5 protein-coding genes are annotated in these 15287 nt (G+C 48.7%); 1 reads left to right on the top strand and 4 read right to left on the bottom strand.

What is annotated here, in order from left to right:
- Positions 1-136 precede the first annotated feature (136 nt).
- Entirely contained in the window at positions 137-3394 is a 3258-nt protein-coding gene (gene treS / locus NC980_RS13910; RefSeq protein WP_190376714.1) for a maltose alpha-D-glucosyltransferase, read from the top strand.
- A 212-nt stretch (positions 3395-3606) separates the two neighbouring features.
- Here the strand turns inward: treS and NC980_RS13905 are convergent, their stop codons facing one another.
- The 4 genes from NC980_RS13905 to NC980_RS13890 all read right to left on the bottom strand — a co-directional run bounded on the left by NC980_RS13905 (position 3607) and on the right by NC980_RS13890 (position 15192).
- Positions 3607-4965 (bottom strand): glycosyltransferase family 1 protein, encoded by a 1359-nt coding sequence (locus tag NC980_RS13905; protein ID WP_190376660.1) that lies wholly within the window; start codon positions 4963-4965, stop codon positions 3607-3609.
- 85 nt (positions 4966-5050) lie between these two features.
- Positions 5051-6121, bottom strand: coding sequence for a glycosyltransferase family 4 protein (locus NC980_RS13900; RefSeq protein WP_190376659.1), 1071 nt, complete (start codon positions 6119-6121; stop codon positions 5051-5053).
- Between the two features lie 731 nt (positions 6122-6852).
- Entirely contained in the window at positions 6853-12357 is a 5505-nt protein-coding gene (locus NC980_RS13895; protein ID WP_190376658.1) for a hybrid sensor histidine kinase/response regulator, read from the bottom strand.
- A 186-nt stretch (positions 12358-12543) separates the two neighbouring features.
- A complete protein-coding gene (locus tag NC980_RS13890; protein WP_190376657.1) occupies positions 12544-15192 on the bottom strand; it encodes a methyl-accepting chemotaxis protein in 2649 nt (882 codons plus the stop codon).
- Positions 15193-15287: the final 95 nt, after the last annotated feature.

The following is a 15287-nucleotide window of genomic DNA, read 5'->3' as shown; positions in this document are numbered from 1 at the left end:
AACAAAATCATAATTCTATGGACGGAAATTGAATCACCAAAGCAATTTGTGAAGAATCAGTCTTAGGAGGATGACGAAAATTCCTAAAACCTCCTAGCGTAATACCGTAATTTCAGCAATTCTAACGGCGACGATGATGCAATCTTCAACGCTCAACTACGATCCTCAATGGTACAAAGATGCCATTATTTACGAAGTTCCAGTTCGTGCTTTCGCAGATAGCAACGCTGATGGCATCGGGGATTTTCGCGGCTTGACTGAGAAGTTGGATTATTTGCAAAATCTGGGTGTAACGGCACTTTGGGTGCTGCCCTTTTTTCCGTCCCCGTTGCGCGATGATGGCTATGATATTTCAGACTATACCAGCGTCAATCCGATCTATGGCACGATCGAAGACTTCAAGGATTTTCTAGAAGCCGCTCATGCCCGTGGAATTCGCGTCATCATCGAGCTAATTATCAATCACACTTCTGATCAGCATCCCTGGTTTCAACGCGCTCGACGTGCCCCAGAAGGCTCTGTCGAACGAGATTTCTATGTCTGGAGCAACACCCCCGAAAAATACCAAGAAGCACGCATTATCTTTCAGGACTTCGAGGTTTCTAACTGGACGTGGGATGCTGTTGCTAAATCTTACTTTTGGCATCGCTTCTACTCACATCAACCCGATTTGAACTATGACAATCCTGCTGTGCAAGAAGCAGTGTTTGAGGTCTTAGACTTCTGGTTAAGGATGGGGGTCGATGGCTTGCGAATGGATGCAGTCCCTTATCTATACGAGCGAGAAGGAACAAACTGTGAGAACTTACCAGAAACGCATGAGTTTCTGAAGAAACTACGTCAGCGCGTGGAAAAAAACTATCCCGAATGTATGCTGCTGGCTGAAGCAAACCAATGGCCCGAAGATGCTGCGGCTTACTATGGCGAAGGCGATGAATGTCATATGAACTTTCATTTTCCATTGATGCCGCGATTGTTTATGTCGGTGCGAATGGAAGATAGTTTTCCAATCAGTGATATCTTGCAACAAACACCAACCATTCCAGAAAACTGTCAGTGGGGAATTTTCCTGCGAAATCACGATGAACTGACTCTAGAAATGGTTACAGATGAAGACCGGGACTATATGTATCGCGTCTATGCTCAAGACAAAGAAATGCGAGTCAATCTAGGCATTCGACGACGATTGGCACCGCTACTGGGGAACGATCGCCGACAAATCGAACTGTTAAACAGTCTATTGCTCTCCTTGCCTGGAACCCCTGTGCTGTACTACGGTGACGAGATTGGCATGGGCGACAATGTATATGTGGGCGATCGTAACGGGGTCAGAACTCCGATGCAGTGGAGTGACGATCGCAATGCTGGATTTAGCCGCGCCAATCCCCACAAACTTTACTTACCGCTGATTGTAGATTCTGAGTACAACTATACAACCGTGAATGTTGAAGCTCAGCGATCGAACCCGAATTCGTTGTTAAACGCAATGCGGCGCTTGATTGCAACTCGAAAACGGTTTCATGCTTTTGGACAGGGAGAATTTCAGCTATTACACCCGGAAAATCGTAAAGTTTTAGCATTTACCCGCGTCTTCAAAGATGAGTGCATCCTAGTCGTTGCGAACTTATCCCGCTTTGTGCAAACCGTTGAGCTTGATCTCTCTACTTTTTCTGGTTTTGTTCCGGTTGAGGTTTTTGGCAGAACACAGTTTCCAGCTATTGAAGATGCACCTTATTTTCTCAGCTTAGGAGCTTATGCGTTTTACTGGTTTAGCCTCAAACCCCAAGAAGTTGAAACGATCGTACCTTCAGAATTACCCACATTGCGATTAGTTGGAAACTGGCAAAGCGCGTTGACACAATCCGCGAGTAAAACTGCCTTGGAAACAATTCTGGTTAATCATCTAATGCAGCATCGCTGGTTCCGAGCGAGAACCCGCCCAGTGCAATCAGCTCAAATTGCCGAATCAATCACAATTCCATATCAAGCTCATGAAGCTCAGATGGTTTGGCTGCAAGTAAACTACCTTCAAGGGCAACCCGAAACCTACATTGTGATTGTGGCTCATGCAGATAGCAACCGCGCCGCTTCTCTTCCGCCTGAATCAATCATTGCTCAAGTTGAAGGAGACGGGGTATTGTTTGCAGCGATCGCTGATCCAGCATTCCTAGTTGGATTGCTCGAACGGTTCTCGGATGGCGATCGCTATCCCGGTCAATCTGGACAACTGAGCGTGAGCGCGATCAGACAGTTTCCAATGCTGGAAGCTTCCTTGCTCAAAGGTGAGCATAACAATACATCGATCATCTACGGTGAATCGGTAAAAACCAGTGCAGAAGCTGCTTATATCCTCAAATTGTTTCGCATTATTGAAGAAGGAATCAATCCAGATGTCGAGATGCGGCAATTCTTACAGTCTCGATTTACTCAAGTCCCTGCCATTGTTGGCACACTTACTTACCGATCTTCTAGCAAACCACCTTCAACGATCGCAGTTCTGCAAGAGTTTATCTCTGATGCGCGGAATGGTTGGGACTATACATTAGATAGTCTTCGTACCTATTTTGATGCAGTCACCTCCTGCGAGAATGGAGCTTGTACTCTACAAGAAAGCATTCCAGAAGCCGCCCAGACTGCTCTTGCAGCTTATCTTGTCAATATTCAACGTCTGGGACAACGAACGGCTGAATTGCATATCGCTTTAGCTTCTGATCCTGAAAATCCCGACTTTAAGCCAGAGCCATTTACCTCTTTGTATCAGCGATCGATTTATCAATATGCTCGTAATCTCGCTGGACAGGTGTTCCTCACATTGAGAAATGAACTATACCAAGTACCAAATCCCCAACTTGCACAGAAAGTTTTAGAACAATACCAGCCTTGTCTAGACCAATTCCGCAGCATTCTGGATCTGAAAATTACAGCGATGCGGACTCGATATCACGGAGATTATCATCTCGGACAGGTGCTTTACACCGGAAAAGATTTTCTGGTGATTGATTTTGAAGGCAATACTTCGCGGAGCTTGAACGATCGCCGCATGAAGCGCTCTCCTTTACGCGATGTTGCCGGAATGCTGCACTCATTTTATTTCGCAGGCTCGATCGCGCTAAACAATGAAATTAGCAATGCAGAATTTGCGCCGGATCAACTGGAGAACATGAAGCAATGGGCAGAAGCCTGGAAACAATGGGTCAGCACCACTTTTTTGGATGCTTATCTTGAGGTCGCACAGCAGGATGGTTTCCTACCGCAGAATTCTGACGAACTGCAACGATTGTTAAATCACTACTTACTAGAAAAAGCAATCTTTGATCTAGGAAAAGCATTGGCCCAATACTCTTCTCAGCTTGACATTGCTATGCTGAGAATTCTCGAACTCTGCTCGGTCTAATACCAAATCAAATTGCAATGTGACGACGGTTCAGTTTCTCCTTTATAGCTGTAGCCATTTGAATTAACGTGAGTCTCCAACGAAGGCGTGCCTGCGGGAAGGGCACGCCTTCGTTGGAGACTCACGTTAAATTGATATCAGGTCGTCGCGTCTAGGGAAGCACTTCTTAGTCGAGAAAACCTCGATCGAGAACTAGCACAAGAGCTTAGATTCTACGAAACCTTTAAAGGAATCGGATTCACCCGCGAATAGGCAACTTTTCTCGGAGCCAAAATTACGCCGTCATCCATGATCGACTCCGCCAACGATCGCCGATACAAATCACTCAACTGCACCGCAACGCCCGTCCAGCTAAAGTTCTGTTGCACCCGTTCCGATGCTCGTTTGCGTAACTTTCTCGCCCACAATTCATCATGCAAAACTCGCCCGATCGCCATTGCGAACGCGGCGGTATCCTGAGGCGGAACTAACAATCCCGTTTCTCCTGGAACCACTGTAAATTTCAAACCGCCCACATCCGAAGCCACCACAGGCGTTCCACACGCCATCGCTTCGATCGCCACCAATCCAAACGGCTCATAATGGCTCGGAATCACGCAGACATCCGCCGACGTGTAATAAAGCGGTAAGCGATCGTGCCCGACTCTTCCGGCAAAAATTACATTCTCTGCAATTCCCAATTCATTCACTAATTGCTCAATCCGTTGGCGCTCCTGCCCATCAGATTGATCAGAAGCACTACCTCCCACAATCACCAAGCGTAAATTCGTAGGATCAACAGCGTTTCGGTAAATTAACTCAAACGATCGCACCAGCGTTTCAATTCCCTTACGCGGATCGAATCGTCCCACATACAATACAACTTCATCCGTCGGCTTCAGTCCTAACTCCTGACGCGCTTGCAGTTTTGGGATCGTATGAAATCTGCCCAAATCAGTGCCACAAGGAATCACTTCAATCCGCCCCTCTTGCGATACCCACGATCGCAGCATCTCTTCTTCTTGAGGACTCGTCGCCACAATACAACGCGCCTGCTCTAAAATCTGTTTCTCCACAGCCAAACGAGTGTCCGCGATCGCAGGACGATTCGGAACCGCCTGATACTTCACAGCACCCAGCGAATGATAAGTGTGAATCAATTCAACCTTGTGGGTCTTTTGCACCTCTAATCCTACCCAAGCCGACATCCAGTAGTTCGTGTGGATGAGCGGATAATGATGCTTTGCCTGGTACTGAAGAAACGATTCCACAAACTCCGGCATCCACTCAAACAACTGATCACGCGGCACAAACTTCTCCGCGCCTGCCTTCAATCGAATCGTGCGGCAATGGGGAGTATGCTGCACGATCGTCTCATCGTTCGGATTTGCTTTGCGGGTGAACAGATCCACCTGCCAACCCAAGCGAGAAAGCGCTTCTCCAACTTGGCGCACATACACATTTTGACCCCCCGCTTCTTCCCGACCCACTTCAGCCGCCGGATCACCATGTTCAGAAATCAACGCGATCGACTGTCTCGGACTCTGCAATCGACTTTGAACCGGAGCAAACTTTTCATTGATTACAACCATTACTTCTACCTCCACAAATTTGAACAATGGTGAAGGATAAACCGTGCTTACCCTTCATCCTTCTGCGTTACGTTCTCTCCGTGGCTCAATTGAGTTGACCGACTAATTGCTCACTTGCAGGAAACATAGTCTCACCGAGCAACTGCCGATATACAGCTTCGTATCCATCGGTCATGCGCTGTACGCTAAAGTTCTCGATCACATGCTGACGACACATGGCACGATCGATTTCTGCAAGACGATCCAAAGCAGCAACACAGTCGTCGATCGTTTCACATAAAAATCCAGTCTTGCCATCTTGAACCACTTCTGGAACTGAGCCGAGGCGCATCCCAACCACGGGTGTTCCTGCCGCCATCGCCTCGACCATGACTAAACCAAACGGTTCTTTCCACGTAATTGGGAATAGCGTTGCCATTGCTTGCCCCATTAGCGTATTTTTCTCCACATGGTTCGCCTCGCCCAGATACTGAATTTGCTCACCATCGATCTGGGGCGCTAACACTTCCTCATAAAACTGACGATCGACAACATCGATCTTACCTGCCATCTTTAACGGGAGTCCTGTACGTTTAGCAATCGAGATCGCGTGATCCGGCCCCTTTTCCGGTGAGAGCCGACCGAGAAACGCGAGATAGGGGGGATCATTCGGCTTGGCGTAAAACTTGTAGCTATCCACATCAATGCCGTTATACACTGTTGCAACACAGTTCAGACCCAAGCGCGGATCTCGCTGTGCATCAGAAATACTGACATAGGACTGCGATCGGGCATACGAGAACAGCTTTTCGTTATCCGGAGTAAACACGCCATGTAGCGTATGAACTGTTGGCGTTGTCGCAAATTGTGCAAAGGGCAAAGCCGCGAATCCCATGTGAGAATGAATAATATCAAACTCGTGCGAGCGCTCATACACCTGAGCAAGTTGCAGGGACTCATACACTTGGTACTCCTTCACGGTTGGGTCAGTCCGAATCGCACGGGGATGTACTGATTCCAACTCCGCTAAGGTTAGGGAGTCACCCGTTGCGAATAATGTAACTTCATGACCTCGACGGACTAATTCATCGGTTAATAAGCTCACAACTAATTCAATGCCACCATACGCCGGGGGCGGAACGCGCTCCCACAATGGGGTAACTTGGGCAATTCGCATAAAAACCTCCTACAAGGTCAAACAGCTTGGTCGCCTCACATTTGCCAGAGACTCTCGATCATTTGCTTCCTAGGAGAGCTAAGTCAGATTTAGTCTAAAATTCAAATTCTGCCAAGGCGGTGATTCCGACTTGACAGGGTGAAAAACACCACTATCACTGCTGGAATACTACGTAAATACTACGAGGCGATTTCAGCAAAAATACTTAACTAAACAGAAAGTGTTCGGGTGGTTAATCGATGCCTGGGCATCGATCCTGATTGAAGCGACAGTTCATCTCTATGTGACACTATAGCAAGATTAGAGCCGCATCTGCTACGCAGCATTCCTTCCGTGTTCGGATATTACGAATCTCGACACCCGACGATCGCGCTCTCGCCAAAACCTACGCCCTTCCTTAATGACATCTAAAATAATTCATGTCGCTTTTTCTACAAAGTTTGAGAGATATAAAATTTTGTATCGGGGCTTACTTGCTAAAAAGTTTCACTCAAATCTGTAGACATATTCTTGAATTTGTAGGTTATCGCAAAAAAGGGGGTAGCGATCTACAGAATTAGGAATTTGTCCAATTCATTAAAAAAGACGGAGCCGTTAAAGCTCCGTCTCAGCCATAGCGATCCTATTAGAGTTGTGAGCGCTAAAAAAGTAGGGAGGAGGGGGCTAAAAAGGAACGGCACTCCACCTTCACAACTGATTTAGGATCGCTATAGGTCGCTAGGAATCCAACCTCAACCGTTTCCAGGGCTATTCGCAGAGATTAGCACCTCTCCCTTGAGCATCCGCTGTGCCGCATCAAGTAGCGCTTCTTCTAAGTATGGTTTGGTAAAGTAACCACTTGCGCCCAGAGAAGCTGCCATTTGGCGATGTCGATCGGCACCCCGCGAGGTCAGCATTGCGATCGGGAGATTCGACAAGTTCGGGTCTTTCTGAATTCGCGATAGCAATTCCAGTCCGTCCATACGGGGCATCTCAATGTCACAGAACACAATGTCACAGGGCAGACCCGATCGCAGTTTTTCCCAAGCTTCCTGACCGTCGCGGGCTTGCTCCACCCGATAACCGACTTTATTGAAGGTCATCGATAGCAATTCGCGGACTGTAATCGAATCGTCTACGATGAGTACCATTGGCTCGGTCTTCACTGCCGCCGTCTCAACGACAGGTTGAGCCGTTCCTTGCTCCCAGATTGGGCCTGCATCGCGACGAATTCGACCCAGTGACAGGTCAATCAGCTCCAATACATCCGCGATCGGCATAATCCGCCCATCTCCTAGCACCGTCGCACCTGCAACACCGATCGGTTTTGGCACCGGGCCTTCAAGCTGCTTGATGACGATTTCTTGTTCGCCTAAGACTTGATCGACTTGTAGCGCTAGATAATTTCCTGCGCTTCGTAGAATCACGATCGAAACCAAGTCGTCTTCCTGATTGCCCCCGTAAACCGTTCCTCGACTGAGATGACGGTTATAGCTCAGCAATTCTCTCAACGGGCGCACAGGCAGCACTGTATCACGCCAAGTAATACAAGCTTGTCCCTCTGCATCGGTATGAAGTCGCTCTTTCGGAAGGTCGAGCATATCTTCAACGCCATCCATTGGGAAGGCAATGCGGGCACGATCGCTAATACAGCACAGCGCTTTAGAAATACTCAGCGTTAAAGGCAGCCGAATCGTAAACGTGGTTCCTTTGTTGTGGGCTGAATCGATGCTAATCGTGCCTCGAATCTCGCTGAGACTTGTCCGCACCACATCCATGCCCACACCACGCCCCGAAAAATCATCAGCTTGATCTTTCGTACTAAATCCAGGATGGAACAGCAAATCGTAAATATCGAGACGAGTTGCATTCTTTGCTTCTGCTGCCGTGATCAACCCTTTCTCAATCGCTTTCGATCGCACCCGTTCCACATCAATCCCTGCTCCATCGTCCGAGACCGAAATCACGGTCTGGTTGCCTTGGTGAAACGCTCGAATTGTGATTCGACCTGTGGGTGCTTTTCCTGTGGTGTAGCGGACTTCTGGATTTTCGATTCCATGTGTGATCGCATTGTTTACTAGATGCGTCATCGGATCGTATAAATGCTCCAGAATCATCTTGTCGATCAGCGTGTCGCGCCCTTCGATCACCAGTTCTGCTTGTTTGCCGCACTTCATTGCAATATCGCGAACTGCACGCGGCAAGCGATCGGCGGTTTGAGCAAACGGCACCATTCGCGATCGCGTCAATCCTTCTTGCAGTTGCGTTGTCACCTGCCGGAACATCCGCGTCACTTGATCCGCTTCATCGACAATAAATTCGATATCCGATGAAGACTCCCGCACTCGCACAATCAACTCGATCATTTCTTGAGACAGCGAGTGGAATCCGGTAAAGCGATCCATTTCTAACGGGTCATACTCGACTCCGAGCGAGTTGCCGTTTGCGCTCCGGTCTGAACCTCCAAACGCAACGCGGCGATTTTGACGACTTGCCAGCAACGAGCTTTCGAGCAGCGATCGCTCGTATAAATCCTGCATTCGCTGACCGACATCACTCAACTGCTGCACCTGATACAGCAGATTATCGAGCGACTGCCGCAACCGCTCTTGGTCTTGCTCTAGGCTATTACGGTTGACTACCAGTTCCCCGACTAAGTTACTCAGATTGTCGAGTTGCTTGATCGGAACCCGCATTGTTTGTTCGTTGAATCCTCTTGCCACACGGGTTGAGCGGCGACCGGGTGGAGTGGCAGTACGGCTTGCAGCAGAGCCGCCCATCGTCATGTCGGCTTCCTCCAGCATCTTCTCTAAGTCGCCGAATTCTGCCTCTGCTTCGTGGGCTGCGGCAAAGTTGAGCGAGGCTGGGTCTGAAGCATCCCCAAGGAGCGATTCTAGGTCATCGAACTGATCGATCGCAGCGCTGGTAGGAGTGGCCTCCTCCAGTAGAGACTCTAACTCATCTAGATTGCTGGATGTTTCATCTAGTTCTGAAGCAGGTAAGTTGAGAAGATCATCGAGACTATCTGCTTCGGGTGTCGTTGGGTCGAATTGGAGGGCGGCAAATCCTGCTCCTAATCCAGCGATCGTGGCTGCTCCGAGTCCTGCATCGAGAAGCGGATTGGTGTCGCTAGTGGGTTCACTTGGCAACTCAACCTCTGCAAGTAAGGAGTCAAGCTCATCTAGGCTAGTATCACTAGAATTCGCGAAATCACGATTCTCATCTCCTAGATCTACTAAATCTAGATTAACTTCATCGAAATTAACTTCATCGAAGAAGCCGCTTTGATCAATATCCAGTGTTTCTTCGGTCAAGGGTTCTGTGCCCAACTGATCGAAGTCAAGGTTGGATAAATCATCGAGAATAAGCGATGTGTCTTCTGTTAATTCTGAATTTGTTAATTCTGAATTAGGCTCTAAGCCGCTTAGCTGTGGCTCTACATCCGGTGCGCTCAATAAGTTTTTCTGCAAGACTCCTAACTCTTGCTCCAACAAGTCTGTTTCGCCTAATGACTCAACCTCAGAAAAATCATCAAGGTTGAATGATTCTAACAAAGGCTCCGGGATCGACAAATCGGTTGAAGATTCAGCGGAAAAATCCAGCAAATCAGCGATCGGGTCTTCCAAACTTAACGAAGAATCGCTGATAGACTCAGCCCCCATGAGATCCTCAAAGCTGAGTGACTCTTCTAGCGAGGCTTCCTCGATCGACAAATCGGTTGAAGATTCAGCGGAAAAATCCAGCAAATCAGCGATCGGGTCTTCTAAACTTAACGAAGAATCGCTGGTAGACTCAGCACCCACGAGAGCATCAAAGTTGAGTGCTTCTAGCGAGGGTTCCTCGATCGACAGGTCGGTTGAGGACTCAGAAAAATCCAGCAAATCAGCAAGCGAATCTTCCAAATTTAGTGAAGCACCGTTCTCGGAGTTGGCTTCAGTATCAAGCAGAGACTCAGGTGTTGAAAAATTCAGTAAATCTGCAAAAGAATCTTCATCTTCTAAGCTTCCTAAAGATTCTGAGTTAATAGCTCCCTGACCATTTAGCGTGTTCTCTTCGTCCGTACCAAGTTCGCTAAATTCGCTGAGGCTAAGTTCGATTTCTTCGTCAAACTCGTTCCATCCGTTTAATGTCGCTTCTGCTTCAGCCTTTGGCTGATCTAAGAGATGGTCAAGTTCAAAATCCGTAGAAGAAATCTCAAATTCACTAACATCGAAAGTCGAATTCTCAATCGGAGCGTCGTCCGTAATCTCTCCAGAAAATAATGAGTTGAGGACTTCATCTTCTTGGGCATCCAAATCTAGACCGGATTGCTCTAAGTCTTGTGCCGCAAACCCCGAATTTTCTGTATCATCAGCATTGAATAAATCCGTACCCTCCACAGAAGGTTGCATTTCCGTTGACTCAAACAAACCCTCGAATTGTACGGAATTAGCACCTGCTTCTAGATTCAGGTTATCCCACGGATCAGGAACCAGTTCTGATAAACCGTTGAGCTGTGTTGCCTCGGTGAGTTCGCTTCCTAATGATCCATCAAAATCATTGTCTAAACTCAATAAATCAAAGCTGTCGAAACTTAGATCTTCAGGAGGGCTGGTTTCAAACATTCGATCGAGATTCGCTGAGTTTAATGTCTCGATCGACTCTGAAGGGTTTGCTTGATTTAGTGCCGATGGAAAATCCAGGTCTGAGTTGTCTAGCCCAGCAAATAGCTCACTCAAATCTTCTAAGGAATTGTCGCTTTTCACATCAAGCTGATTGGCAGAATCAGCTTCAGCATCTTGCGACACCCCCAGTTCATCAAAGTCTAAGTCAGATGCAGTCGTCTCCGTTACGACAACCGCATTGTCGAGTGGAACAGCACTCCCTTCAAACTCTGTTAAATTCTCAGAAAAATCTAGTAGCTCCTCGATCTCGGCCTCAGAGGTTAAGTTTGGCGCATCGAGCCCGTCCAAAAGCTCATCTTCAAATAAATCTGCTAAATCATCAATCTGGGCGTTTGCCTGAGTTCCACGCTCTTCAGAAGATTCAGGTAGAAAATTTGTAAAATCATCCACCTCTGCATCTAATTCCGCACTCGATATATCAGAAAGCGCTGCAATATCAAGTACTTCCTCCTGTTCCCAAGTCGCCTCTAACCCTGGTAGCTCATCCTCAAATAAATCCGCAAGGCTGTTCAATTCCTCCATGCCCACATCAGGACCCTTTTGATTGAGGAAATCGGTTGCTCCTGGTGCTTGTTCTAAATCAGGTAAATCAAACAATCCATCCAGACTTAACCGATTTGGTGAGAGCGCATCCGACTCGTCCAAATCAAATAAGCGATCAAAATCTGAAGCCTCTGCTGTGGAGTCGTCTGCTGCAAACTCTAAAATTGAAAAATCAAGGTCGTCTGAGGAATCGCCCTCTGCGATCGCAAAGAAGTCTGCTAAGTCTAACTCCATCTCAGCCGCGCTAGTGGGCGCAGGAACCATCGCCTGTAGCTTCTGGCTGGCAGTAATTTCCTGAGCGCGTCCCGCTAAAACCAGTTCTTGAGCTTGCTTAATCTCAGGAATTAACACCTGTGCAAGATCACGATACGAATTCACAGGATTCGCGATCGCCCGACTTGCTATCTCAATTAATTGACTCCATTGCGTCACTCCGAACGCCTCGCCTAGCCCCCGTAAACCCTCACAGATGCCCTGTAGCCGTTCCCGCGCATCCAGCATTGTCTCAGCTTGCCGAAATGTTTGCAGCATCTCACGCAGTTGTGCGGGCACATCATTCTGGAAGATCACCACAAGCGTAGGATCTCCCACGGGAGATTGAGTAAAGGTCGAGCTAGAACGAACTGCCTGTTGTAGCTGAACCAGGTGCTGCTCGACCTCGGAAAATACAGGCTCTAGCTGGGTTAAAGACGCTTGTGCGGTTGCCTCGTCTAGTCCAGCAGGAGTCTGTAGCTGCTCTAAATAGCCTTTGAGCGCATCATACACTCTTAATAAAAGCGTCTCCAGTTTGTGGTCTGGCTGAATGTTGGGAGCCTCTTTAAGTACCTTGAAATAATCTTCTAAGCGGTGAGACGTTCTCTGTATGCTGTGAAAACCCAACATTGCAGCCCCACCCTTAACCGAGTGAGCTGCCCGGAAGACTTCGTTCACCAGTTCTGGATCTGCCATCATGCCTCGCAGATTCAGCAAACCCTGCTCGATCGTATTGAGGTGGTCTTTTGCCTCCTCAATGAAATAGCCCATGATTCGCTGCTGTTGTTCCGGCTGCATCGCACTGTTCCTTTGCTGTAGATGAGTAATCTCCGTCGAGCCTGGTTCAAGTTGAACGCGGAAGTCTCTGGGATGAAGATGACCCAGTGGGGATCGGTTGAGTCATCGAGGTGGGTTAACCCGGAGTGATTTTGATTGGCTTCACTGTAGCCGAAGTTCCTGGGTCGGGCGCATAAAGTTGAGCGCTTATTTACGCTCTGCGGTTTCCACGCGGAACCGTTCTACTGAGGTGAGCAAGTCGCGGGCAACACCGACGAGGTTTTGCAGTGAACCAGACACCCGCTGCGCTTCTTGCGAAGTTTCTTGTGCGGTGAGTTCCACCGATTGCATGACCTGAGCGACGTTGCGCGAAGTTTCGGTCTGCTCCACTGTATCGGCAGTAATCGATCGCACCAACGTATCAATCACGCTCGAAACCTGAATAATATCTTCGAGCGATCGTTTGGCTTGCTCTGCCAGTCGAGTCCCCTCAATCACCTGCTGGGTTCCTTCTTCCATCGCGGTCATTACGGAGCCAGTTTCACCTTGAATCTGTAGAACGATTTGCTCAATCTCTTTGGAGGCTTTAGCGGCGCGGTCTGCCAGTTGTCGGACTTCATCGGCGACGATCGCAAATCCTCTTCCTGCTTCTCCTGCCCGCGCCGCTTCAATACTCGCGTTCAGTGCAAGCAGGTTGGTGCGGGAAGCAATCTGAGAAATCAGCGCTACGATCTTAGAAATCTCTTGCGAGGATTCCGCCAATCGTTTCACTTTGCGAGTCGTTTCTGCGACGGTTTCCCGAATTTCGAGAATCCCTGCAACCGTTCGTTCTACGGCTTCGCCACCTTTCAGTGCGGTAGCAGATGCGGTTTTTGCGACTTCTTCCGCTTCACGAGCACTTTCTGCCACACGCTGAATTGAATTCGTCATCACCTGCACCGAGTTCAGCGTCACCGCCAGTTCTTCGGCTTGTCTAAGGGCATCAGAGGACAGACTGCGAGCAAACATCTCGTTTTCGGTCGAACCTTTGCTTACTTGGCGCGCTGCTTGCTTCACCTGCTGAACGATTTCGCGCAGGTTTTGAATCGTGAGGTTGAAAGAGTCGGCAACGGCTCCCAGCACGTCTGCGGTGACTTCTGCTTGCACCGTCAAATCTCCCCGCGCTGCGCCTTCTACATCGTCGAGCAGTCGAATCACTTGGCGCTGCAAATCTTCTTTTGCCTGCTCTTGCTCTTCTGCTTTACGCTGTGCTTCGCTTGTGGTTGTGGAGATGATGCGCGTCATCTGATTGAATTCGGCTGCAAGATGACCGAGTTCATCTTCGGCAAAGACCGAGGCGCGGGCGCTAAAGTGACCTTGAGACACCGCTTGAAACTGCGCTCTGAGGTCGTTGGCCGATCGTTTCATATGACGCGCCGTGAGTTGCCCGACAGCAAGCGCCGCACCGCCACCGCAGACTCCCCCTGCTAACGCCATGATGATCCCCGTTGTCCGTAGTTGCGAGACGACAGCCCCATTATTCTGCTGTGCAGCTTGATTAGATGAGACAAAGCTCACAACCGCCACCGCGATCGCTGAGACAATTCCTGCGGCTCCAGCCGCGATCGCCTGCTTGGTGGCAAATGAGGCATTTTCCAGGGGAGCTAACCAACCCTGCTCAACGGTGGGTGTGGGGTCGGCAACCGGTGCATCGACCTGAGTGGTAAAGCTCGGAACCGGTTCAGCAGTGCTGGAGATGCTGAACAGTTCGTCTTCAGACAGTTTCGCACCTGCACCGTTTGAAGAGCCGAAGCCTGGGTCTTGAACAAAATCAAGGTCGGTGCTATCTGAAGCGGCTGACAGATCTGAAGAGAAACCAAAGGCACTGCCGACCGAGGGACTGGTAAAGCCGGCAGAATCTTCAGACAAGTCAAAATCGGCTAGATTGCCGAGGTCGTCAAAGTCTTCAAAATTGTCAAGAAAATCAACGTTGCTTTGGCTACCGGGAGCTACAGGAGCGCGATCGTTCGGTTCATCGTCGACCGGGGCAAACTTGCCCTGCTCAGCCGGAAAGTCAAACTGAGCCGCCGCTTGCTCATCGTAAAAACTGGGAGCTGCCATAAATAACGTATCTTCGCTGGTGTCGCGGCTTACGATCGGACTGTGACCCAGATCTGCTTCGCTAGAGATGCCTGGGTTGGTTGAAACAGTCGTCATGCCGCTGGGAGTTGTGTGATCGTCTGCTGCGAAGACTTGATCAAAATCATCTAGAACGCTTGAAAAGTCAGTGTTTGCTGTGAAGTCTGATTGAGCGAGAGTGTCTGAAGTGTGACTGGGTGAGATCGCGAACGGATCATCTAAGCCAAAATGATTGTGCTGCTTTGAGCCGTTTCCATTTTGAAGACTTTTGTGACCGTTGTAGTTTGCCTCAAACGGATCGCTAAATAAAGCGTCATGCTCGGTATTTGCATTAAATCCGTCATCGTGTAGCACAAGGTGATCAAGCGAGTTTACATCAGAAGCGGCAAAACCATTGGACTCCCCGAATGCTGAGTAATCGGTTTCTAAGTTTGTATCACCAATGCTATCTACTCCATTTGCTGCAAACTGCCCCGCATAGGCCAATCCGCTATTGGCGTAATCGACGAACTCTGGGTCAGAGGTCAGCTTCAGCACCGATTGATACTGCTCTTGTGCCACATCATATTTCTGAAGTCCGTAGCAGTAAATGTGACCACGCAATAATCGAGCGCTTGGATCGTCAGGATAGTGATCGACTAGACGATCAACAATGCCTGCGGCTTCTTCATACTTGCCCTGCATATAGGCTCGCTCTGCCTGCTGATATTCTTGGGCAAACTCATTTCCTCGTGCCATATGCCTCCTCCTGCAAGTACGTGCTGCTCTGAAAACCGGATTTGAAACTGGGAGCAGTTAGGGTAAAGTGAAAATGATACATACTCTGATAAATT

The organism is Leptolyngbya sp. AS-A5, from assembly GCF_039962495.1.
GTDB lineage: Bacteria > Cyanobacteriota > Cyanobacteriia > Leptolyngbyales > Leptolyngbyaceae > Leptolyngbya.
Note: the sequence above shows the minus strand (reverse complement) of the source record. Positions and strands in the feature narration are given on the sequence as shown.